Below are 23,457 nucleotides of genomic sequence, written 5' to 3'. Positions count from 1 at the left end.
TTTCATAACTTTCGCAGAATTTTAACAATCACATGCTTTAATCTAGAAAAAAACCGAAGATTTTCTTCGGTTTTTTCAATGTGCTCAGGTTTTAAACAGGCGTTTGTATTTCAAAAACTTGGCGTAAATATGCCAAGAAGGTGTCATTATCGGTCATGGTTTTACCCGGACTATCGGACAATTTCGCCACCGACTGACCATTACATTCCACCAATTTCAACACAATATTTAGCGCAGTTTGCCCCATATCATTGGTTAAGTTGGTACCAATCCCAAAACTAACCTGAAAACGGTCTTTAAAATACTGATGCAAGGCCCATGCTTTTTCGACATTTAAGCCATCACTGAAGGTCAGCATTTTAGTTTTACTGTCAATTTTTAGCTTTTTATAATGTGCATAAGCTTTATCGCCCCACACATACGGGTCGCCACTGTCATGTCGCAAGCCATCAAATAACTTGGCAAAATACAAATCAAAGTCACGCAGGAAAGCATCCATCCCGACCACATCAGTCAAGGCAATGCCTAAATCACCCCGATATTCTTGCACCCAAGTTTCTAGTGCGGCTTTTTGGAAGTCACGTAAACGTACATCTAGCGCCTGAAATGCCTGTAAAAACTCATGTGCCATTGTCCCAATTGGGGTAATGCCTAATTCTTTAGCCAACAGTACATTACTAGTACCACGAAACACTTCAGGTACAGCTTGATGAAAAGCCGCAATCACGTGCTTTTGCCATGCAAAACTATAACGGCGGCGCGTACCAAAATCTGAAACCAAAAATGGTGGATCTTCAGGCAGTTGCTGCTGTTGGTAACTTTGAATCAGGGCAATTTTTTGCTGTAAACGGCGCTCACCTTCTGCCCAAACCTCATCATTACGGATGCGCTGAAAATACAGTTCATTGACAATTGCCAGGACAAAAATCTCGAACATCATGGCCTGTACCATCGGGCCTTCTACCCGAATATCCAAACGACCTTGCGCATCAATACTGGCGTGAATAAAACGACGCTTGAGCTGAAATAATTCTAAATAATCGACAAAGTCACTTTTAATAAAGCGTAAATTACGCAAATACTGCAATTCATCTTCTTTAAATTTCAACTGACACAAATGATCAAGCTGCGCATTCAACTCAGCTAAAATATCGCTCAGTGGATACGCGGTATCTTCAAGATTACGGCAGCGGAATTGATACACACTGTGCGTTTGCGGAAATTTATGCAGCACCACCTGTAACATGGTGAATTTATATAAATCAGTATCGAGCAGAGATTGAATAATGGGGGTCATAGGGATCATCATTTCGCGGTACTTCTTGCATTAAAGCATACTTTATTCAGCAAAAAAGGGCTTTTATCGACAATCTTGTTACAACTTTGCTGAAGTGTAGCCTTCCCAAGATATTTTACCTCTCTGCGGGCAGCTACCGTTGTGATGCTTTCGTGATTGATGTTAATGCACGCCAAAGTGCCTAAGTTTGCTACAATCTGCAGCCATCCCCCACACTGAGAAAATTAGTCCCCCATGCGCGCATTATTACAACGAGTTCTTGAAGCCAAAGTCGTGGTCGATGGTGAAATCACTGGCGAGATTCAACAGGGTATTTTGGTATTTTTGGGCTTAGGCAAAGACGATAATTTTGAGAAAGGCAAAAAGCTGATTGATAAAATTTTAAAATATCGTTTTTTTGATGATGAACAAGGCAAAATGGGTTGGAATGTCAGTCAGGCCAATGGCAGTGTGTTATTGGTTTCACAATTTACCCTCATGGCACAGACTCAAAAAGGTTTACGTCCTGATTTTGGCCCTGCGATGCCCCCAAACGATGCCAAAGCGCTGTATGAACAATTGGTGGACTATGCCAAAAGTCAGTTTGACAGGGTGGAAACAGGTATTTTCTCTGCCGATATGAAAGTGCATTTGGTAAATGACGGGCCTGTGACTTTTTGTTTGGAAGTCGAGTAAATCACATATAAAAAAACCTCTGTCAAAAATTGATCAGAGGTTTTTGTTTGGGTCTGAGCAGCTTATTTACCCGTTTTTTGTTTAATAAACTGGCGTGCCATTTTAATTTTTTCTTTTACAGGTTTTGGTAGTTTAGGTGGAATCAATTTCGCTGCTTGGTTAAACCACACCAATAAGCCAAAATCACCTTCCATTTTAATGCTGCCATTTTGCATGCCTGTCATAAATGCAGTTGGATCACCTTTCATTAAGGTTTTTACGCCTTGCTCGCTGTCTGCAAACTGCAAAATAAAATCGGCTTTTTCTGCATCGCCTGCCACAGTGTCAATATGTCCATTGTTGACAATAATTTGACGCGCCATACCCAAGTCTGTGCCAATTTGAATACGGAACTGGCGTTCATGCACCAACTCAATAAATTTTGGACTGGTACGTGCCAGTTGTTTCATACGCAATGCCAAACCTGCCACGAGAAGGTCAAGTGGATCGGTGCTGACATTAACCAAAGGAAGTTTGACCACAGGAATTGCAGAAAGTTTCATGACAGTGAAGCCTATTGTAATTGTTGGATAATGAACAGACTCATCCTATCACAACTCCCGCTTTTTGCTGCAAGGCTTTGTATAACAATCTTTAGGAGGGTGTTAAAATTTTGTCGCTGTTTGGATGGCGCAAACTGCCGTACAGATAAAGCAAAAAAGATGCAAACCAGTTGCATCTTTTTAAAGTTTTTGAATTTAGTCTGTACGATTTAGCGGCTTGAGCACTGCTGCTGATCGTCTTCATAGACTGGGGTATGTTCGATATAGCGACGTTTTGCCAAAGCACGCTCTGCCCGACGGTCTTCTCGTAATAATAATAAAGTCACCAAAGTCATCGCCAAGAAAATTGCCGACAAGTAACTGTAGGTAATTGGCAGTTCAAATACGCTTTGCACACTGTAGCGCACCACTTCCAATAAACCCCAAAACACCATACCTGCCAACATAAAGTTTAACCAGCGACGATAAGGCGAAAAGAAAACAGCAATCAACGCAGCTGCGACGAGGCTTAAGCCTACAATGGTCGCTAAATTCGCTGTTAGCATAAAAACCTCCGTCTAAAGATGCAGCCTCTTTTTGAATTGGTCTGCGACTTCAAATACCGTTTAAATAAATAATGGATGTCGATTTAAATTCTATGTCTGCATTATGCTGCGTTTTCTAGATAAAAAAAGACTTGTATTTTTATAAAGCGACACACCTTGTCGCAATATTATATTGTCATTACATTTTTTAAATTTTGTAGTTTTCGGGAAGCTAAGCTAGCTCTTTATTCGCGTGTCATTACAAAAAAACACCTTATTTTTTTGCCTTAAAAAATATTTTTTTCATTCAATGCTGTTGCGGTTTTTATCGACAGTTTTTGTTTACCGTTCATCGTTATCTGCTGATTATACAAACAAAAAACGCAGCATGACTGCTGCGTTTTTTTCATTGAATTGTCATATTAGGCACGGTTCAAGTCTTTGTCATGCACGCCCAATAAGTACAGCACACCATCTAAGCCCACGCTTGAAATGGCTTGATTGGCGTTTTGACGTACCAACGGTTTAGCACGGAACGCCACACCTAAACCTGCAATAGAAAGCATTGGTAAGTCGTTCGCACCATCACCCACCGCAATGGCTTGTTCCAAAGAAATCCCCATTTTGTCTGCCAGTTCACGTAGCAATAATGCCTTACGCGCACCATCCACAATGTGACCTTTTACTTCGCCTGTAACCATGCCATTTTCCACATCTAGAATGTTGGCATGCACTTCATCAATCCCCAATTTTTCCTGCAGATATTCTGCGAAATATTGGAAACCGCCCGACAAAATAGCGGTGCGATAACCCAAAGATTTCAGGGTTGAAATCAGGCGTTCAGCACCTTCGGTCACGGTCAGACGTTCTGCAATTTTAGGCAGCACCGCAGCATCTAAACCTTTGAGTAATGCTACACGCGCGCGGAAACTTTGCTGAAAATCCAGTTCACCCTGCATAGCACGTTCGGTAATGTCCGCCACCTGATCGCCCACACCTGCCTCAATCGCCAACTCATCAATCACTTCTTGTTCAATGAGCGTCGAGTCCATGTCAAAACATACCAAACGGCGGTTACGACGGTAGGCATTGTCTTCTTGTACCGCGACATCCACACTCAGTTCATTCGACAGGCTTAAACACGCAGCACGCATAGCCACTGCATCTAGCATTTGCCCACTTAATCCAAACTGAATACAGGCACGTTTAGGTTCATCTTCGGCTACATTAAGCTGTGGGCGACCCGACAAACGGGTTACAGTTTCAATGTTAAAACCTTGGCTAGATACAATATGCGTGACCGCCTGTAAATGTGAGGCATTCAGCTCTGGTGCCAGTGCAGTCACGATATAACGGGTACGACCGCCTTCTTTGACCCATTGCTCATATTCAGTTGCAGAGATTGGTTTAAAACGCACAGTTAAGCCAATATCATGTGCTAAAATCAGAATCTCCTTCATGGCTAAAGCAGTTGCAGTCTGGTCTTCTGATGCAACAACAATACCTAAAGTCAGTTGATTATGAATAACAGCTTGGCCAACATCTAAGATTTGTAAGGAATGAGCGGACAATACCTGCATTAATCGAGTAAACTGATTAGGTTGGTCAGGTCCTAAAAATGATATAAGAATGATTTCTCGCATGAATTGACTCGGGTCTGAGCTACAACTATTGTGAGAATCATAATCTAAATTGAATATAAATGCCTTGGAAGTTTTACCTTGAATGCGCCTAGACAAGGGCTATTTGCTAGCCTATTGATTGTAAGTTTTGCTTTTCACACCTTTTTATTGGTGCTTGCAACAACACACCAATTAAATGAAAACCGCGCCAATCAGGGGCAGTTAATGACCAGCCAACTGGTCACAGACAGCCTTTCTGAGCTGGAACCTGCCAATACAGTATCACTGGCATTATTGGTGAATCGTTATGCCACCAATCCAAGCATTGCTTCTATTCGTATTTTAGATGCGCAAAATCAGGTCTTGGCGACAGGTGGACAGTCACGTACCCGTGAAGGTGAAGTCTTTGTCCGCGATGCAATCATCAATGAAAAGAAAGTCGGCAGCATTGAAATTACCTTAATTCAGCCAAGTATTGGTGAAATTCTGCGTACCCAATGGTTAGCGACACTTTTATCATTATTGGTTCATGGCTTGTTATGGTTGGCTTATCGCGCGATTGCCCGTCCAAGTCGTAGTGAATATTTAGCACGCATTAATAATGAATCTCGCCTTAAACACGAATTACAATTATTGACGCAAGCCCTTGAACAAGAAAAACATCAAACGGCTTTGGCACTTGCGCAGGCACAGCAACAGCCTAAACCTGTGATGTCGCCTAAAGCAAACAAAGCCATTGAGCAAAGCCAAGAGCAAAACAACATTGCGCTGAATATTCAGTTTTATGACCCGAAACAATTATTAGACACGGTCACGCAAAGTGTGTCTGTGCCTTATTTTAGCTTATGTCAGATTTTCCTGAACAAAAGCATTGAACTGTGCGTACAACACTACAAGTTAAACCGTTCCGACATTCAAACAGTACAACCATTCCATGAAGATGGCGCAACACTCAGTATTGCAGCCAATACACCAAATGCAGCAGCCTGTATGGCCATGATTGGCACGGTGTTCCAGTTATTGTCTGAAGTGCTGTATAAGCGTTATCGTGAAGAAAAGCGTTTTGTGTTGCAAACTCGCAGTGGTTTATCAACCGCAGTCGAAGCCATGCAGTTATCTGCAGTGCAGGCAGCAGAGCGTTTGGTGCATCAATTATCTGCTCGTGAAAATGCAGTGCATTTACCGAATGAATTACTAGATGAACTGTCTACGCATTATGAATTGGTGAGTATGCCAAATCCGACCAATGTGCTGATGCGCCATGCCTTTATGGTTAATGGCATGGACAGCCAATCGGCTGAGTTGGCGCAAAGCCTGCGAACTGAAATTCTAAAAGGCAAACATTCAAGAGCTTCTTAAAATAATCCATGAGATGCCTTAAAAGCATAAAAACCTGAGTATGCACACATACTCAGGTTTTTTATACTCACAGATGCTAGATCACATCCATTTACTGCAGCCCAATTTACACATTCAACTGCTTCTGCTCGACCAAATACATTTGCGCATTGTGTACAGCAGCCTGCCCCACCACAGCAGCTTTCTGCCATTCGCCATTGGCTTGTAGCTCCCACGCATTTTGATTGTCATGCAAATAACTCAGCAAGCCATCTTCTACAATACGCTGTTTAATTTTCTCATCCAAAATAGGGAAGCAAGTTTCCACCCGTGAAAATAAGTTGCGCCCCATCCAGTCTGCGCTGGCGCAGTACAATTTTTTTGCACCACCATGCTCAAAATAATACACGCGGGTATGCTCCAAAAAGCGTCCCACAATCGAACGGACATGAATACGCTCAGACATACCTTTCACTTTTGGAATCAAACAACAAATTGAGCGGATAATTAAATCGACCTGTACCCCTGCCTGCGAAGCACGGTACAAAGCCGTAATTAACTCAGGCTCAGTCAATGCATTGACTTTAATGATAATTCGGGCAGCTTTGCCTGCTTGTGCAAACCCGATTTCTTGTTCAATCAGTTTGAGCAATTCACTGTGCAAGGTAAATGGTGCATGCAGCAAGTTTTTTAATTTTGCCGATCTGCCCATGCCTGTGAGTTCCTGAAACACCCGATGCACATCTTCACAAATATCAGGATGTGTGGTCATCAAACCATAGTCGGTGTACATACGTGCATTGCCCGCATGATAGTTGCCTGTACCCAAATGCACATAGCGCACCAACTGATCTTGCTCACGACGCACAATCAAAATCATTTTGGCATGGGTTTTATAGCCGACAATGCCATACACCACCACTGCGCCTGCCTCTTGCAAGACGTTGGCGACCATAATGTTGGATTCTTCATCAAAACGTGCGCGTAGCTCGATCACGGCAGTGACTTCTTTGCCATTACGTGCGGCTTCTGCAAGTACCTGCACAATTTCAGAATCTGGGCCACTACGATACAGCGTTTGCTTAATCGCCAACACATTTGGGTCTTTCGCCGCTTCTTTGAGTAAATTAATCACCGGCTGAAAAGAGTCAAATGGGTGATGTAGCAACACATCCTGCTTTTTCAGAATCTCAAACATCGGTTTTTGCTTCCGAAATATTTTTGGAATCACAGGTGCAAAAGGTGGATATTTCAATTCAGGTCGGTCAAAACTACTGGTCAGACGCGACAGGTTAATCGGCCCGCTAATCCGATATAATTGCTGCTCATCTAAATCAAACTCTCTGAGCAAATAATCAATAATATCTTGCGGGCAATCATCTTCAATTTCTAAACGTACCGCACGCCCAAAACGACGTGACGATAATTCATCTTTTAAGGCAACTGCCAAATCATCGACATCTTCGGCCAAAATCAGGTCGGCATTGCGGGTCACTCGAAACGCATAGCAACCTGTGGCTTTCATGCCTGGGAACAGATCATTGATATGCTGCTGAATAATCGCAGTCAAGAAAATATGTTCAGTCGCACTACCTGCCACTTCTTTTGGCAAATTGATTAAACGTGGCAAAGAGCGTGGCGCAGGCACAATCGCCATTTCAATTTCACGTCCAAAAGCATCTTTGCCTTGTAAACTGACAATAAAGTTCAGACTTTTATTGACCAAACGCGGAAATGGATGCGATGGGTCTAGGCTAATTGGCGTTAAAACAGGCTGTACCTGACGGGCAAAATAATCGGCAATCCACGCTTTATGTTTATCCACAATGTCATGGTATTGAATAAAGTGAATCCCTAAACTTTGCAGCTGCGGCAAAATGGCATAATTTAAAGTGTCGTATTGCTGCTTCACCGCCTGATGCACTTTATCAGACAGTTCTACCAAGACCTGTTCAGTCGGAATGGCATCTGGGGTACGGGTAATGGCATTCAAATCGAGTTGCTTCATTAAACCTGCAACGCGAATTTCAAAAAACTCATCTAAATTACGTGAAAAAATAATTAAAAAATTGAGTCGCTCTAAAATAGGTAACTCTGGGTCTAAAGCTTGCGCCAAGACCCGACGGTTAAACTCAATTAAAGAGAGTTCACGATTAAAATAAGTATCAGATGAATGCTGAAAGTGTTCCATATCTTCTCTATGCTGTTTTTAAGACAGTCTGCTTATTTCGCCTCTGTGCAAGGCATGGTAGGTAGAGATTATGACAATCATGTTACACCCACAATCAATCGCAGAACATTTCGTCAAAATTGAGTATATGTAAAAAATTGATTTTTATTTATTTTACATTTAATCTATTTTTATAGAAAAAAGGAAGATTTCGCCCTTCCCTTTCGCGGCCAGTTCGTTATCTAGTTTTAGCCAAGTAAGTGCTGACTTTGTACTCGCTGTACTCCTTGTGCCAACATCTGTTGCCATGCTTGTTCTAAAGAGCCATTTAAATCAATCGCTTTGGTGGCATCTTCAATCACATAGGTGCTAAAACCCAACTCACAGGCGTCTATTGCCGTCCACGCCACACAAAAGTCGGTGGCAATGCCCACAATATAAACCGTATCAATTTCACGGGCTTTTAAATAGGCCGCCAAGCCTGTGGTGGTTTTGCGGTCTGCTTCCATAAAGGCAGAATAACTGTCTATTTGCTCGTGAAAACCTTTGCGTATAATCAATTGTGCTGTAGGCAAATCTAAATCTGGGTGTAATTCAGCATCAGCTGTGCCTTGCACACAATGCACAGGCCACAACACTTGCTCGCCATAACTGAGCTGAATCTGCTCATAGTCCTGTTTGCCTGCATGGTTGGCAGCAAAGGACACATGCGTTGCAGGATGCCAGTCTTGGGTGATCACAATGTTCTGAAACACACGTCCCAACGCATTAATGCAGGGAATAATTTGATCGGCATTTGCAACCGCCAAATTACCTCCTGGACAAAAACCATTTTGCACATCAACCACAATCAAGGCATTATTCAGCTGCTGCATGCTGTTTCCTTTCCCATCTTAAACGCTACCCTCAGCATAGCTGAAATTTAAGTCTGAGTTGTATCGCTTTGATAAAAATAAAAAGAATCGTTTTCGGCACAATGTTGATAGTTCGGTAGCTGTAACAATAATTGCCGTACAAAACGTGGATAGATTTTGGCTTTGCGTGCAGTCGCGGCATGAAAATAAAAATAAGGCAATGGATGCCGAGTTAAATAATTGACCAAATGCTGTCGGGTTAAACGCATCACCTGAAAGGCATCAATACCTGCGTTGACATCTTCATAAGTAGCTTGATCGGCAAATGCCAGCCACGCGTTTTGTTTTGGAGAAGTCCGTGTTGCTCGAAAATGGCGTTTCAGTTCTAAAATAAATTCATATTCAATCAGATACAGCGAAAACTGCTGTTGATCCAACTGAAATTCTGCAATCAATTTTTTCTGCTTCAAATGATACTCTTATATTTACTGTTTTTTAGGACTTATTATACCCTGCTTGCGTCATTGCCACCCAGTAGAACAGGCAGCTTTGCGACAGTACTTGTCACACTTCATTCGAGCATTTTCTCTCAAAAATCAGCGATCAACATACAAAAAAATAGCCTGCAGGTGCAGGCTATTTGGTCTTTCAACTGTTCTCATCCTTTTAAACAGTTTGAATACGACGTACCAATAACAACATGAAAATGGCTGAAATAATAATACATGGAATGGCTGCTGAAATAACCCCAGCCGCACCAAAGCCTGCTGCCAACAACTGACCTGCAATAGCAGGGCCAAGCATTGCGCCTACACGACCAACAGCAGAGGCAACACCGACCCCAGTACCACGTACTTCGGTTGGGTAGACAATACTACCAAAAGCATATAACACGCCCTGACAGCCAATCACAAAAGCACCGACCAAAGCTGAAGCCATATACATTTGCATGAGTGAACCCGCTGCATTTAGAGCAAATAAACCTGCCAAAATACCACCATACATCAATAAAATCACGTAGGCTTTTTTCCAACGGTCGGTCAGCATACCCAAAATTACAGTACCGACTGTCGCACTCACCATGAAATAGAACTGTGCAGTACTGCCTTCTTTACGCGAGAAACCTAATTCCATAAATAAAGATGGTAACCAGCTCAACATGATGTAAACCACCATCAAGGTAAAGAAGTAACTCACCCAAATAAATAAGGTGCGCAATAAGTTTTGTGAATTAAACAAATCTTTAAAAGATGCTTTTGGCGCAGCATTTTGTGCTGTGACATCTTTACCTGCCGCTTGTGCTTTTAAGAATTCACGTGATTCTGGCAATAACCACATCATCAATGGAATGACAATAAATGGCAGCAAACCACCCAAATAGAAAATGTTTTTCCAGTTTGAGCCAAAATCTGTACTGGCAATTAAAGATAAAATGGCTGCACCCACAGGCATACCACAATACATCAAGCCCACAGCACGACCACGGTTTTGTGGCGAAACAGCTTCAGATGCCAAAGTAATTAAAATTGGCATGGCTGCCCCTAAACCCGCACCTGCCAAGAAGCGCACCGCCAATAGGCTTTCAAAGCTATTCACCCACACCGTACATAAGGTAAATAAAGCAAAGACTGCTGTAGACCAGATTAATACTTTTTTACGACCAATACGGTCTGCAAAACGTCCGCCAACCAAAGCACCTGGCAATAAACCTAAAATACCCGCACTAAAAAATACCCCAAGCTGCGAGCTGTCTAAACCAAAATGCTCACGGATACCTGCCGCAGCAATACCTGCTGCCTGAATATCCAGACCTTCAATCACTGCAATTAAAAAGCAGATCGCGACGGTAATCACCGCATGCCGCTGATCGCTATGTTGTGTTGATCTATCCATTGGGTCCCTCTACTAGAATTAGATAGCCATGTGAAAGCCTGCATCTTGCGCAGTTTTAAACTGCAGCAATAGCTATCAATAAGTGTTAGACCAAAGTGAATTTTTTCAGATCAGCGCAAACGTGTTGCGCAGCATGTAGAAAAAAACATAGCGAAAAAAACAATAAATCTGGCAAATTACACGCTATTTTCCCGCTTAAAGCAGTAAATTCAGCGCAAGATTTCTCACCATTTAAGAAGTCAGCGACAACATAGGTAGACTTAAAAGCTATTATTCTTAAGAATCAAAAATCAAAATATCCCGATTAAAACAGTCAGATATAAGAGCTATAAGGTCTGAATTGAGCGTTTTTTTATATAAATATCTAGGGTCTGTTGACAATTCATCTATGTTTGCGACGTGAGAGATATATCTCGCAAGATTTTTTAGCTGATATAAGGCATGAGACAGGAAATTTAGTCATTCTAAATGACTGGCACATAACGCAATAGCAGCAAAAAATATGCTCGCCCTGAAAGGCTGTGGCTAAAACTTTCTCAGATTGCGTTATGAAACTTGGCAATAGTCTCGCTATTCCCTGCGTTTCATGCCTGATCTGCTCAGTTTTAGCCTACAGCGCAAGCCATTTATGAAATGTCAACAGACCCTATATTCAGCGTTGTATTTCAAACTTGAGGCTAAAAAAGTGCTGATGAGGGTTGCGCCATACCAATGAAAATTTGGGTACAAAGGAGATGGTTATTATTTTTTTATTTTGAACAACAAGCTGCTGATCCTAAAATACTAAATTAAACAAAGTTTATGATTGCTTTGACGAAAGCATATTGTTCTGACACACTGAATCAGTCATAATTTGGCTAAGCATTATTTAATCAATTTGATTGAATTTTGACCCAAATCAAAATACTGCAACCATCCACATCTACCTTTTCTACACCTCTGTGGATGGAAAAATAGGATCTTTTTAAAAAATGACTCAGCAAGCACAGACCATTCAAGGCTCAATTGTCGCAATTGTCACCCCAATGTTAGAAGATGGCAGCGTAGATTGGAAAGGTCTCGAGAAGCTCGTTGAGTGGCACATAGAACAAGGTACCAACAGTATTGTTGCTGTAGGTACAACTGGTGAAGCATCGACCTTAAGTATGGAAGAGCACACCAAAGTGATCGCAGAAATTATTCGCGTCGCAAATAAGCGTATTCCTGTCATTGCTGGTACTGGTGCAAACTCAACGCATGAAGCCATCGAACTGACCAAAGAAGCACAACAATTGGGCGCAGATGCGGCCTTATTGGTAACGCCTTATTATAATAAGCCAACTCAGGAAGGTTTATACCAGCACTATAAAGCAATTGCAGAAGCAGTTGATTTACCTATCATTTTATATAATGTACCGGGTCGTACTGGTGTAGATATGTCAAATGAAACGGTCATCCGTCTTGCAGACATCCCAAATATTGTGGGCGTAAAAGATGCAACGGGCGATGTGCCACGTGGTCAGCAATTATTGGCTGGCTTAACAGGCAAAAACATGGTGGTGTATTCAGGCGATGACGCTACGGCATATCAATTGATGCTGCACGGTGCAAAAGGCAATATTTCTGTAACTGCCAATGTTGCACCAAAAGCCATGAGCCAAGTTTGCGCGGCTGCAATCGCAGGTGATGCTGCAGGTGCAGAGCAACAAAACAGTGCGATTGCAAATTTACACAATATTCTATTTTGTGAATCGAACCCAATTCCTGTGAAATGGGCACTTCATGAAATGGGATTAATTGGTACAGGAATTCGCCTGCCATTAACTCCGCTTGCAGAACAATATCGTGCACCGTTACGCGAAGCCCTTCAGGCTGCGGGTGTCATTCAATAAAAGAGCTTAGTATGATGCAATTACGTTTTGGTTTTATCGCCGCACTTTCAGTATTGAGTTTGGCTGGTTGTAGTTCTCTTGCCATCAATAATGGTTCATTGGACTATAAAGACGCCGCTACTTTAGCACCACTTCAATATCCAGAAGGTTCTGTGGTTCGACCTGCAACACCGTTGTATCCTGCACCAAGCGTTGACCCTTTAGCAACGGCAAATGCACCTAAGCTTGAAAATGCACGTGGCAACCGTTTTGCGATGCCACGTCCTGAAGCCATGCAAGCCAGCAGCAACACAGTTCAAGACAGTACGCAAATTGGACGTCCTCAACCCGTAGTTGACGGAAACCAAAATCCGTTGCTCAAAATTGATGGAAATTCTGCTACAATTTGGCAATACACACTTGCCACCCTCAGCAGTCTGAATTACAGCATTGTTGGTCAAAGTAAGAACCGTTACGAGGCAACCATTAAGGTCGATCAACAGATTTATGTCTTAAGATTGACCTCTGTCGGTTCGAGCAACAACCTAGCTGTATTCAATGCCGATAACAGCTTTGCAGATCAAGAAAAAGCTGCAGATCTGTTGGCCCAGATTTACCAAAATTGGCCAGCCTAGCCGTACTAGGCATTTTTTTTTGAAAAAGGTTCCCTCATGTTAAAACAAACCTTGCTCTATACTGGTAAAGCAAAATCTGTTTATACCACAGACAGTGCAGACCACCTGATTTTAGTCTTTCGTGATGATGCCTCTGCGTTCAATGGCGAAAAAATCGAACAACTAGATCGTAAAGGTAAGGTGAACAACCGTTTTAACGCCTTTATCATGGAAAAATTGGCTGAAGCGGGTATCGAAACTCACTTTGAAAAACTACTTACACCAAACGAAGTATTGGTGAAAAAGTTAGACATGATTCCTGTAGAGTGCGTTATTCGTAACTACGCTGCAGGTTCACTCTGCCGTCGTTTAGGTGTAGAAGAAGGTAAAGAACTGACCCCACCTACATTTGAATTGTTCTTTAAAGATGACGCTCTTGGCGACCCAATGGTAAACGAATCTCAAGCGATTGCTTTAGGTTGGGCCAATGCTGAACAATTGGCAAAAATGAAAGAATTAACTTACCAAGTCAACGATGTATTAAAAGCATTGTTTGATGCAGGTAACATGATTTTGGTCGACTTCAAACTTGAGTTTGGTGTATTCCACGACCGTATTGTGTTGGGTGATGAGTTCTCTCCAGACGGTTGCCGTTTATGGGACAAAGACACCAAGAAGAAACTCGACAAAGACCGTTTCCGTCAAGGTTTAGGCGGTGTGGTTGAAGCTTATGAAGAAGTTGCTGCACGTTTAGGCATCGACTTAGACAATATCTAATTCAAGCTTTTCAATTTTAAAAGCTGAATTCCCAAAACCGAGCAACATTGCTCGGTTTTTTGTATTTTGCTGTAGACCAAACAGGGTTTACAAACCAAATCTTTGAAAAAAATCGCCCCATCCACAATACCCAGTCCGCCCGCCTATTTTTAAATTTATCTGAATTTAAATTGTGTATTCTGCAATTCCGTGTATGCTTATTGCCATACTAGAAAAATATGAAGTTCGTTTTAATCGTCTAAGTCCGTAGTTTTATTTTGTAATCCTTCGTTTGTTCAGATTTTAAGTCGCATCTTTTTCCCAGTTATTCCAAATCTTTTTTAGATTGCAACATATTAAAATTCAGCAGGATATTTCCCTATGTCAAATCCGACAATGAAAGGCACGGTAAAGTGGTTTAACGAAACTAAAGGTTTTGGTTTTATTCAACCAGAATCTGGTCCAGATGTGTTTGCACATTTCAGCGAAATCGCACACTCAGGCTTCAAGACTTTACACGAAGGTCAGCAAGTTGAATTCAGCATTGCACAAGGTCAAAAAGGCCCGAATGCTGTAAACATCAAACCGCTCTAAGCCTTTGAATGCAGCACGCAAGGCTGCAAACAAATGCAAAAAAGCTCAAGTTGATTCTTGAGCTTTTTTTATGCCAAGACTTTTGCAAATATCTTTTCAGCTATACCAAACCGCTTAGGATTGAATCTGCTGCCAACGACGTTGTTGTAAACGCTCACCTTCCACTTCACGCTTATTACGCGCCGACTCATACAACTTTGTGCCTTTCAGTTCAGGCGGCAAATAGTCTTGTAACACAAAATGCTCTGGGTAGTTATGTGGATACAAATAATCTACCCCATAGCCCTGTTCTTTCATCAGTTTGGTCGGTGCATTACGCAAATGCAGTGGTACAGGCAAGTTGGCGGTTTTTTCAGCCAAATCCATGGCTTTATTAATTGCCAAATAAGTACTGTTACTTTTGGCACTGGTCGCTAAATATACTGCACATTGTCCTAAAATAATCCGCGCTTCAGGCATACCCAACACTTGTACCGAGCGGAAACACTCGCCTGCCAATAACAAGGCATTGGGGTTTGAATTACCAATATCTTCCGAAGCAGCAATCAACATGCGACGCGCAATAAAGCTCGGGTCTTCACCGCCTTTGAGCATGCGCGCCATCCAATACAATGCAGCATCGGGGTCACTGCCACGAATTGACTTAATAAAAGCCGATACCAAATCATAATGTTGCTCGCCTGACTTGTCATAACGGGCAATGTTTTGTTGCGCAACCTTGACCACAATCGCGTTGGTGATGATATTTTCCACCTCGGGTTCAAAGGTGCTTGCCACCAAGTCCAGTAGGTTTAAAGCCTTGCGTGCATCACCTGCAGCAAACTGAATCAGAGCATCAAATTCTTCAATCTGAATATAACGGTCTTTTAAGAATTGATCTTGCTGAATGGCTTGAGTAAGCAAAGTCTGAATCGAATCGGCATCTAAAGCCTTTAAGGTATAGACCTGACAACGTGAAAGCAGCGCACTATTGACTTCAAAAGATGGATTTTCAGTGGTCGCACCAATTAAGGTGATTTTGCCCTTTTCCACCGCATTTAATAAGGCATCTTGCTGCGACTTATTAAAGCGATGAATTTCATCAATAAACACCACTGGTGTGAGCAAATCGCCGCCTTCGGCAATAATTTCACGCAGCTCTTTGACCCCAGTATTCAAGGCAGAAAGGCTGATAAAAGGACGATCTACCGCCTGCGCCAACAGCAAAGCGATGGTGGTTTTCCCCACCCCTGGTGGCCCCCAGAAAATAATTGAAGGCAAATGCCCCTGATCAATCATTTGGCGTAACGGCGCTTGCTCACCTAAAAGATGATCTTGACCAATAATTTGCGATAAATCGCGTGGACGCAAACGCTCAGGCAGTGGAATATGACTCTCTGACATCTTGTTATTTCTATACTTGACTTCAACCTAGTCTACTATGATCTCAAGCTTTGGAGTATTTCTAATCGTACCGATTTATCGCTAAAACACGATTCAAAGTTTATTCTGCAGTATGAATTAACGCACCCAACGCACCACATAATCTTCTATATCTTCTTCTGCAACATCCAATTCTGAAATACAACGCCCTGCCGCAGATTTTTTGGCTTTAATCACACTTTGGCGTGAGCCCGTATTTAAGTAATGCCAAGATGGCAAATTTTTGCCCTGTTTTAAACGACGATAGGCACAACTTGGCGGCAACCAGTGAATTTTTTCTAGTTTTTCGGGGGTAAGTTGAATGCAATCGGGCACAAAGTCAAAGCGATTGGCATAATCTGAACAACGTGCTGTGTTACAGTCCAGTAACTTGCACGCCACTTTGGTATAGGCCACTTCTTGCGTGTCTTCATCTTCTAGTTTGACCAAACAGCATAAACCGCAACCATCGCACAAGGCTTCCCATTCCGCAGTATTTAAGGCATTCAGCGGATAGTTTTTCCAAAATTCAGGTCGTAATTGATCAGACATAGCGCACAGAAAATAACAAAACTGCGTCATTATAACAGCCTTGTTTCAACTTGTTGCTTTTGTTTAGTCTTTAAATGAATCAAACACTTAACTCAAACAACTGAACATTTAATACACAAAAACAAAACAGTGTGCTGCGTTCAGCTCCCTATACTAAATTCAGAAGCTATAAAAACACATGGAGAACAATTATGTTTCGTTGGGCTATAATCTTCGCAGTGATTGCGTTAATCGCGAGTTTACTTGGTTTTGGTGGTGTCGCAGGTTTATCCAAAGACTTTGCCATTATTTTATTGGTGATTGCTGTGATTTTGGCAATTGTTGGTTTCCTCTCTCGCGGAAAAATCTAGTGACCTCGTCTATAAATTCCTAAAAATCAGATAAAAAAGAAGGATTTTTCCTTCTTTTTTTATGTCTGCTTTTTACGCAACAAATGCCAATTTGGCTCTTTTTAAAATATTTTCTCACATTTATAGGCAGTATTTCCCCTGTTTTTAAAAATGCGTGCCATATTATTATGCTTTAATCATGGCATTGAAAACGATAAGGAATAAGGCATGGCTTTAGCAATCAAAACTCGCGAAATTGAATATACCGCTGCAGATGGCAGCAAACTGATCGGTTATTTTGCTGCACCAGAAGCAGCGCAAGCTATCGCGGGGGTGATTGTCGCACCTGAATGGTGGGGACGTAACGAATACACCGAACAACGTGCGCGTGAATTGGCTGAACATGGTTTTGCAGCCTTAGCGATTGATATGTATGGCGATAAAAAAGTCACCACCACCGCAGCCCAAGCCAATGAATGGATGATGCAAACTTTTGCAGATGCTGACACAATTGTGACTCGTGCGTCTGCAGCTTTGGACACTTTAGCTGCCCAACCTGAAGTAAATCGCGATAAACTCGCTGCAATTGGTTTCTGTTATGGCGGCAAAGTCGTTCTGGATTTGGCTCGTTCTGGCGCAGCATTAAAAGCAGTGGTGACCTTCCACGCCAACCTCAGCCCGAAAGCCCCTGCACAACAAGGTCAGGTACAAGCCGAGATTTTGGTGTTGCATGGTGAACTGGACAGCATGGTGACTTTAGACGACGTCGCAAGTTTCCGTGAAGAAATGCACGCGGCTCAAGTAGAGCATGAAGTGATTATTTTTGAAGATGCCAAACACGGCTTTAGTAACCCTCAAGCCGATGAACGTGCCAAAGCCAATGGGGTCGATTTAGGCTATAACGCATCGGCAGAGCAACAAGGTTTAGCTGCCATGTATGAAGTGTTGGATCGTCGTTTAGCAGATTAATCTGCTGTTCACATTACGCAGCATATACTCAACGCAAGCCAAGAAAATTTTAAAGAAGAGGATATAACAATGACTGAGCAATGCCCTTATTGCAATTTTGATGATTATGATGTTTTGGCAAAAAATGAATTTGGGGTAATTTTGCCTGAACCCAATGCCCTGTCTAAAGGACATTGCGTGATCATTCCGCTACGTCACGTCGGCTCTTTTTTTGACATTACAGACAAAGAACGTAAAAGCTTATTGTCTTTATTAGAATTGGCGCGCAATGAGTTGCAATTGCGTCATCAACCTGCAGGTTTCCATGTGGGTTTTAATGATGGCGATGTGTTTGATGCTAAATCTGAGCATTTACACATCCACATTATTCCACGCTATGAAGGTCAGACCTTAAAATTGGATAACCGTTGGGGTATGAGCGGTCAAATTTAAACCACGACTCGTTTTATCCCAAACCAAGTGAAACCAAACCTAAAGAAGAAGATGCACGCTCATCTTCTTTATTTATGCACGTAATTCCCACGCCAGTTTGGCTATACTAAGCCGCTACTTTACAAACTGGGTTCGCATGACTGCTTTTTCATTTTCCGATGCTCTCCTCACGTGGTTCGATCAACACGGACGCCATGACCTGCCGTGGCAAGTCGCCGATGATCCCTATGCGGTGTGGGTGTCTGAAATCATGCTGCAACAAACTCAGGTCAAAACCGTATTGCAATATTTTGAGCGTTTTTTGCAGCGCTTTCCGACAGTGCAAGATTTAGGACGTGCAACTTGGGATGAAGTTGCACCGTATTGGGCAGGTTTAGGCTATTACGCCCGCGCCCGCAACTTGCATAAAGCCGCAGCCATTGTGGCACAGCAAGGACATTTTCCAAGTACGCTCGAACAGTGGATGGCTTTGCCGGGCATTGGTCGCTCTACGGGTGGTGCCATGATGTCGCTGGGTTTACGCCAATACGGCGTCATTATGGATGGCAACGTCAAACGGGTATTGGCACGTTTTTTTGCTATTGAAGATGATTTATCCAAACCTGTGCATGAACGTGCCATGTGGCAACTGGCAGAACAGCTCTGCCCCGAAGTGCGTAATCACGACTATACGCAGGCCATTATGGATTTGGGCGCCACCATTTGTACCCCCAAAAAGCCACTGTGCTTATATTGCCCAATGCAACAACACTGCAAAGTACATCAACAAGGTTTAGAGCAGGAATTGCCCTTTAAAAAACCGAAAAAAGCCGTACCCGTTAAATCTGCACAGGTCTTAGTACTGCAATGCGCAGATCAGTGGTTATGGCAACAACGTCCCAATACAGGACTTTGGGGTGGACTATGGTGTTTGCCTGTCATTGAAGATGCACAGGCTTTTGAGCAACTGTGTCAAAGCTTGAGCCTTAAACAGGTACAGCAACGCGCACAGATTTCACATAGCTTTACCCATTTCACTTGGCAGCTTGAAGCACTGTGTTTTCAGGTCGATGCTGATCTACAAGAACACTTGGCAATAGAACTGAATGCAGATTGGTATAGTCCGCAACAAGCCAGCGATTTGGGCATTCCGACGGCCATGAAAAAATTGATCTCGGCAATCAATCTGTGACATAGTCAAGCATCGTGATGAATGAAATCTTTGCTTTCACTGCCATTACAAGGATGTCTTATGTTTCGATGGATTGCTGTTTTAAGCCTGTCACTCTTTACCTTATTGATTGCGGCCTGTAGTTCTGCACCGAAACGTCCTAGTACCCCACTCCCGCCTGCCTTGGTGCAAAAACTCAATCAAATGAGTTTAAAAACTCGCTTGCCCATTCCTGTGCAGGGCATTAAAGCGCATCAGTTGAATGACACTTGGGGTGCATCTCGTAGTAGCGGACGTTTGCATGAAGGCATTGATATTCTTGCCGCCAAAGGCAGCAAAGTGTATAGCGCTACAGAAGGTTTAATTGCAGACTTACGCGATAATCGCTTAGGTGGTAAAGTAATTTGGATATTAGGGCCTGCAGGCACTTGGCATTACTATGCACACTTGGATGGACATAAACGCGGTTTAAACGTGGGCGATTATGTCAAGGCAGGAACGCATATTGGCTATGTCGGCAATACAGGCAACGCCCGACACACTGCCGCACATTTGCATTACGGACTTTATTTAAATGGTAAAGGACGCGGTGCGGTCAATCCTTATCCTTATTTACGTTAATTTTGTTAGGAACATTTCATGTCTGAAGCCTTGATAAATCGATTGGTGGAATTTGCAGAATCTGGCAATCAACAAAAAATTGTATTGGCAGGACAAGTCCATCAAGGCTGGGTCATGGAAATTACTGAAGATGCCCTGCTCATCAGCACAGGTTATTCAGATAAAGTTGGTAAAGACAACTGGATTTCCTTTCACGATCTGCAACAGGCAGAACTATATTATTGGGATAACCAACATGACCAATGGGCAGCATTTCAGCTTTAAGTCCGTCCCATTCACATCTATTCAGCTATCTATTCAACAAGGAGCATGACCCATGACGATACAACGCTGTGGCTGGTGTTCCGATGATCCGCTCTATATTGCCTATCATGATTTAGAGTGGGGACAAGCTGTATTTGCCGAAGTGCATTTATTTGAAATGCTGTGTTTAGAAGGACAGCAAGCAGGCTTGTCTTGGATTACTGTATTAAAAAAACGTGAAGCGTATCGTCAGCATTTTTTTCAATACAGCATTGCTGAAATTGCCGCCTTCAGTGATGATGATATTGCGCTCAAATTACAAGATGCTGGATTGATTCGACATCGAGGTAAATTACAAGCAATTCGTGACAACGCACGTGCATGGCAAAAACTAAAAGACGCCGATATAAACGTCGTGACATGGCTTTGGGGTTTTGTTGCACAGCAACCTATTAGGAATGATGTACCTGACTATCGTCTTGCGCCTGCACAAACCGACGCTAGTGTTGCCATGTCGAAAGCCCTAAAGAAAAATGGTTTTAAATTTGTAGGCCCGACCACCTGCTATGCTTTTATGCAAGCTGTAGGCATGGTCGATGATCATGAAAATCACTGTCACTTTAAAACAACATCTTAAAGCAACATCCAAGCTTTAGTATTCAAAACTGCTCAACCCATAATAGCAAGATCACCAATCAATACAGTCAGCCTTATGACAAGGACGGTGCAATATGAGTAATACCATTCGAGCCTATGCCGCAATGCAGGCAGGTGAAGCCCTGCAAGCCTATCAATTTGATGCGGGTGAACTGCAGGCGCATCAGGTAGAAGTCAAAGTCGAATATTGTGGCTTATGCCATTCCGATCTTTCAGTCATTCAAAATGACTGGCATTCCTCAGTATATCCTGTGGTGGCAGGACATGAAATTATTGGCACGATTACTCAATTGGGCAGTGAAGCCAAAGGTTTAACCGTGGGGCAACGTGTAGGCATTGGCTGGACTGCAGACAGTTGCCAACACTGCGATGCCTGTATTGCAGGCGAACAAGTGCTGTGCAGCAATGGCACCACCGCAACCATTGTGGGACATGCAGGTGGTTTTGCCGATAAAGTCCGTGCAGGTTGGCAGTGGGTCATTCCATTACCCGATGAGGTCGATCCTGTCAGTGCAGGGCCTTTGCTCTGTGGTGGAATTACCGTATTTGATCCGATCTTGAAACATCAAATTCAGGCAGTACATCATGTTGCGGTGATTGGTATTGGTGGCTTGGGGCATATCGCCATCAAATTATTAAAAGCATGGGGCTGTGAAATTACGGCGTTCAGTTCCAATCCAGACAAAACCGCAGAATTACTGGCTATGGGTGCAGACCATGTAGTGAACAGCCGTGATGCTGCTGCCCTTAAAACCCAGCGTGGCAAGTTTGACCTGATTTTAAGTACGGTAAACGTAAGCTTGGACTGGAATGCTTATTTAAGTACGCTTGCACCACATGGCACTATTCACATGCTAGGTGTAGCGCTAGAACCCATGCAAATTAAGGCGGGCAGCTTAATTGGCGGTGCAAAATCGGTTACTGGTTCATCGACAGGTTCGCCTGCAGCGCTGCGTCAATTACTACAATTTGCCGCACGCAAACAGATTGCCCCACAGGTGGAAGTTTTTCCGATGTCACAGATCAATCAGGCAATTGAACATTTGCATCAGGGCAAGGCACGCTATCGGGTTGTGTTAAAGGCCGACTTTGACTGACTTTTAAGATAAGTCATGATAGTCAAATATATTTCTATCTTTATTTAGGTAAAACCGCTCATCTAAAAACCTAGATCACATGAGGATACTCGGAAGTGTCATCCACAACCTGCGTAGCATTAGACCATTATTGTTTCTGCGAAATAATGAATGAGATACAAGAATTAAACAGGTTTTGTGGATGACAATGGTTTTGCCCACTTTTGCCGAAACAAAAGTGGGTCGAACCGAAGGTTAATCCTATTATTGGACAACAACCCATCAGGACGCTGTCTTGATCATTTATGCGATTACAATAAAAATTTACCTACAGCCCAAACGCAATCTGACTTTTCTTAAATGACCCACATCTAGTCCTGAATTGATAAGATTTATGTATAAAAAATGTTTTAGATATTCAGTCTGTTATAGAATAAACTGCGTAAGCAGCATATATTAAAAAGTTGAATCGACACAGGCTGCAAAGCCACGTGCCAAACTAGAAAAGTCTGTGAAAAAGTCTGCTAAGATGAATGCTGCTTTTTTAACTATAAAATGAATTTGAGAAAACCTATGAGTAAAGCCTTACCCATCGCTGTTGCTGTAATTTTAGGCGGTGCTGCACTTGTTCCTGTTTATTATGCCTCTCAAAACCCAGCAGTGGCGACCTCTAAAGCGTCGGCAAATGCTTCTGCGGTTGAAAAAATCAGCTACGCTTTGGGTTATGAAGTGGCACATCAAACCCCACCAGAGCTAGACATCAACAGCTTTGTAACAGGTGTGCGTGAAGGTCATGCGCGTAAACAACCTGCCTACACCGAAGAAGAATTACAAAAAGCCTATGAGCAATTCCAGCAAGAGTTGCAACAAAAACAAGCCACTCAGGCGCAAGCTGCACAAACAGCCAGTGATTCATTCTTAACTGAAAATGGCAAAAAAGCAGGCGTACAAACCACAGCTTCTGGCTTGCAATATCAAGTGATTAAAGAAGGCACAGGCAAACAGCCAACGGCAAGCTCTGTGGTCAAAGTGCACTACACGGGTAAACTGGTCGATGGCAAAGTATTTGACAGCTCGGTACAACGTGGTGAGCCAATTGAATTCCCACTGAATCAAGTCATTCCGGGCTGGACTGAAGGTTTACAGCTCATGAAGGAAGGCGGTAAAGCTACGCTCTATATTCCATCGAAACTGGGCTACGGCGAACAAGGTGTACCAGGCATGATTCCTGCCAACAGCACCTTAATTTTTGATGTTGAACTGATTGAAGTGAAATAACAACATCACCCTTTCAGGAG

The 23,457-nt window shown here is 42.7% G+C and carries 25 protein-coding genes; 15 read left to right on the top strand and 10 right to left on the bottom strand.

Annotated elements, in window-relative coordinates:
• Positions 1 to 91 precede the first annotated feature (91 nt).
• Complete coding sequence (gene pncB / locus FTU66_RS07035) at positions 92 to 1,297, bottom strand: nicotinate phosphoribosyltransferase (protein ID WP_131261228.1); 1,206 nt, start codon at positions 1,295 to 1,297, stop codon at positions 92 to 94.
• A 234-nt stretch (positions 1,298 to 1,531) separates the two neighbouring features.
• Between pncB and dtd the strand changes: the two genes are divergently transcribed.
• Positions 1,532 to 1,972: a D-aminoacyl-tRNA deacylase gene (gene dtd, locus FTU66_RS07030; protein WP_004974142.1), complete on the top strand. Its 441-nt coding sequence runs from the start codon at positions 1,532 to 1,534 to the stop codon at positions 1,970 to 1,972.
• Positions 1,973 to 2,034: 62 nt separating this feature from the next.
• On the opposite strand, the gene FTU66_RS07025 is transcribed toward dtd, so the two are convergent.
• The 3 genes from FTU66_RS07025 to serB form a co-directional block, all read right to left on the bottom strand.
• Entirely contained in the window at positions 2,035 to 2,514 is a 480-nt protein-coding gene (locus FTU66_RS07025; protein ID WP_180112533.1) for an SCP-2 sterol transfer family protein, read from the bottom strand.
• A gap of 209 nt (positions 2,515 to 2,723) precedes the next feature.
• Complete coding sequence (gene aciT / locus FTU66_RS07020) at positions 2,724 to 3,059, bottom strand: ciprofloxacin tolerance protein AciT (RefSeq protein ID WP_004974137.1); 336 nt, start codon at positions 3,057 to 3,059, stop codon at positions 2,724 to 2,726.
• A gap of 401 nt (positions 3,060 to 3,460) precedes the next feature.
• Positions 3,461 to 4,681, bottom strand: coding sequence for a phosphoserine phosphatase SerB (gene serB, locus FTU66_RS07015; RefSeq protein ID WP_004974136.1), 1,221 nt, complete (start codon positions 4,679 to 4,681; stop codon positions 3,461 to 3,463).
• Between the two features lie 78 nt (positions 4,682 to 4,759).
• On the opposite strand from serB, the gene FTU66_RS07010 reads away from it, so the two are divergent.
• On the top strand, positions 4,760 to 6,019 hold the full coding sequence (locus tag FTU66_RS07010; RefSeq protein WP_004974135.1) for a hypothetical protein: 1,260 nt from the start codon (positions 4,760 to 4,762) through the stop codon (positions 6,017 to 6,019).
• Between the two features lie 106 nt (positions 6,020 to 6,125).
• On the opposite strand, the gene ppk1 is transcribed toward FTU66_RS07010, so the two are convergent.
• From ppk1 to mhpT, 4 genes are all read right to left on the bottom strand, one after another.
• Complete coding sequence (ppk1, locus tag FTU66_RS07005) at positions 6,126 to 8,189, bottom strand: polyphosphate kinase 1 (RefSeq protein ID WP_131261229.1); 2,064 nt, start codon at positions 8,187 to 8,189, stop codon at positions 6,126 to 6,128.
• Between the two features lie 227 nt (positions 8,190 to 8,416).
• Complete coding sequence (gene pncA / locus FTU66_RS07000) at positions 8,417 to 9,043, bottom strand: bifunctional nicotinamidase/pyrazinamidase (RefSeq protein ID WP_104852749.1); 627 nt, start codon at positions 9,041 to 9,043, stop codon at positions 8,417 to 8,419.
• A 47-nt stretch (positions 9,044 to 9,090) separates the two neighbouring features.
• Complete coding sequence (locus FTU66_RS06995; RefSeq protein ID WP_131261230.1) at positions 9,091 to 9,492, bottom strand: hypothetical protein; 402 nt, start codon at positions 9,490 to 9,492, stop codon at positions 9,091 to 9,093.
• A 196-nt stretch (positions 9,493 to 9,688) separates the two neighbouring features.
• A complete protein-coding gene (mhpT, locus tag FTU66_RS06990) occupies positions 9,689 to 10,915 on the bottom strand; it encodes a 3-(3-hydroxy-phenyl)propionate transporter MhpT (protein ID WP_131261231.1) in 1,227 nt (408 codons plus the stop codon).
• A 971-nt stretch (positions 10,916 to 11,886) separates the two neighbouring features.
• Here mhpT and dapA point away from each other — a divergent pair.
• From dapA to FTU66_RS06970, 4 genes are all read left to right on the top strand, one after another.
• Positions 11,887 to 12,786 carry a 4-hydroxy-tetrahydrodipicolinate synthase gene (dapA, locus tag FTU66_RS06985; RefSeq protein ID WP_131261232.1) on the top strand — a complete coding sequence of 300 codons (900 nt, stop codon included), beginning with the start codon at positions 11,887 to 11,889 and terminating at the stop codon, positions 12,784 to 12,786.
• 14 nt (positions 12,787 to 12,800) lie between these two features.
• Positions 12,801 to 13,400 (top strand): hypothetical protein, encoded by a 600-nt coding sequence (locus FTU66_RS06980; RefSeq protein WP_026438344.1) that lies wholly within the window; start codon positions 12,801 to 12,803, stop codon positions 13,398 to 13,400.
• A gap of 36 nt (positions 13,401 to 13,436) precedes the next feature.
• The gene (gene purC, locus FTU66_RS06975) at positions 13,437 to 14,156 is read left to right on the top strand and encodes a phosphoribosylaminoimidazolesuccinocarboxamide synthase (protein ID WP_004974116.1); all 720 of its coding nucleotides are present in this window, start codon (positions 13,437 to 13,439) and stop codon (positions 14,154 to 14,156) included.
• A 360-nt stretch (positions 14,157 to 14,516) separates the two neighbouring features.
• A complete protein-coding gene (locus FTU66_RS06970; protein ID WP_004974113.1) occupies positions 14,517 to 14,729 on the top strand; it encodes a cold-shock protein in 213 nt (70 codons plus the stop codon).
• 114 nt (positions 14,730 to 14,843) lie between these two features.
• On the opposite strand, the gene FTU66_RS06965 is transcribed toward FTU66_RS06970, so the two are convergent.
• A complete protein-coding gene (locus FTU66_RS06965; RefSeq protein ID WP_180112532.1) occupies positions 14,844 to 16,112 on the bottom strand; it encodes a replication-associated recombination protein A in 1,269 nt (422 codons plus the stop codon).
• A gap of 117 nt (positions 16,113 to 16,229) precedes the next feature.
• Positions 16,230 to 16,682, bottom strand: coding sequence for a YcgN family cysteine cluster protein (locus FTU66_RS06960; protein ID WP_136144131.1), 453 nt, complete (start codon positions 16,680 to 16,682; stop codon positions 16,230 to 16,232).
• Between the two features lie 191 nt (positions 16,683 to 16,873).
• Between FTU66_RS06960 and FTU66_RS06955 the strand changes: the two genes are divergently transcribed.
• The 9 genes from FTU66_RS06955 (at position 16,874) to FTU66_RS06915 (ending at position 23,437) form a co-directional block, all read left to right on the top strand.
• Entirely contained in the window at positions 16,874 to 17,032 is a 159-nt protein-coding gene (locus FTU66_RS06955) for a DUF1328 domain-containing protein (RefSeq protein ID WP_004974108.1), read from the top strand.
• Positions 17,033 to 17,239: 207 nt separating this feature from the next.
• Positions 17,240 to 17,980, top strand: coding sequence for a dienelactone hydrolase family protein (locus tag FTU66_RS06950; RefSeq protein ID WP_131261234.1), 741 nt, complete (start codon positions 17,240 to 17,242; stop codon positions 17,978 to 17,980).
• 69 nt (positions 17,981 to 18,049) lie between these two features.
• Positions 18,050 to 18,412 (top strand): HIT family protein, encoded by a 363-nt coding sequence (locus tag FTU66_RS06945; RefSeq protein ID WP_070155794.1) that lies wholly within the window; start codon positions 18,050 to 18,052, stop codon positions 18,410 to 18,412.
• 136 nt (positions 18,413 to 18,548) lie between these two features.
• On the top strand, positions 18,549 to 19,583 hold the full coding sequence (gene mutY, locus FTU66_RS06940; protein ID WP_180112531.1) for an A/G-specific adenine glycosylase: 1,035 nt from the start codon (positions 18,549 to 18,551) through the stop codon (positions 19,581 to 19,583).
• 60 nt (positions 19,584 to 19,643) lie between these two features.
• The gene (locus tag FTU66_RS06935) at positions 19,644 to 20,183 is read left to right on the top strand and encodes a M23 family metallopeptidase (protein WP_131261236.1); all 540 of its coding nucleotides are present in this window, start codon (positions 19,644 to 19,646) and stop codon (positions 20,181 to 20,183) included.
• An 18-nt stretch (positions 20,184 to 20,201) separates the two neighbouring features.
• Positions 20,202 to 20,447 carry a hypothetical protein gene (locus tag FTU66_RS06930; RefSeq protein WP_104852758.1) on the top strand — a complete coding sequence of 82 codons (246 nt, stop codon included), beginning with the start codon at positions 20,202 to 20,204 and terminating at the stop codon, positions 20,445 to 20,447.
• A gap of 52 nt (positions 20,448 to 20,499) precedes the next feature.
• Positions 20,500 to 21,063 carry a DNA-3-methyladenine glycosylase I gene (locus FTU66_RS06925; protein WP_104852759.1) on the top strand — a complete coding sequence of 188 codons (564 nt, stop codon included), beginning with the start codon at positions 20,500 to 20,502 and terminating at the stop codon, positions 21,061 to 21,063.
• A 94-nt stretch (positions 21,064 to 21,157) separates the two neighbouring features.
• Complete coding sequence (locus tag FTU66_RS06920; protein ID WP_004974093.1) at positions 21,158 to 22,180, top strand: NAD(P)-dependent alcohol dehydrogenase; 1,023 nt, start codon at positions 21,158 to 21,160, stop codon at positions 22,178 to 22,180.
• Positions 22,181 to 22,732: 552 nt separating this feature from the next.
• Entirely contained in the window at positions 22,733 to 23,437 is a 705-nt protein-coding gene (locus tag FTU66_RS06915; protein ID WP_004974091.1) for an FKBP-type peptidyl-prolyl cis-trans isomerase, read from the top strand.
• Positions 23,438 to 23,457: the final 20 nt, after the last annotated feature.

The sequence above is a fragment of the Acinetobacter sp. YH12131 genome (genome assembly GCF_013418635.1).
Classification (GTDB): Bacteria; Pseudomonadota; Gammaproteobacteria; order Pseudomonadales; family Moraxellaceae; genus Acinetobacter; species Acinetobacter towneri.
This window is presented reverse-complemented; position numbering and strand designations above follow the sequence as displayed.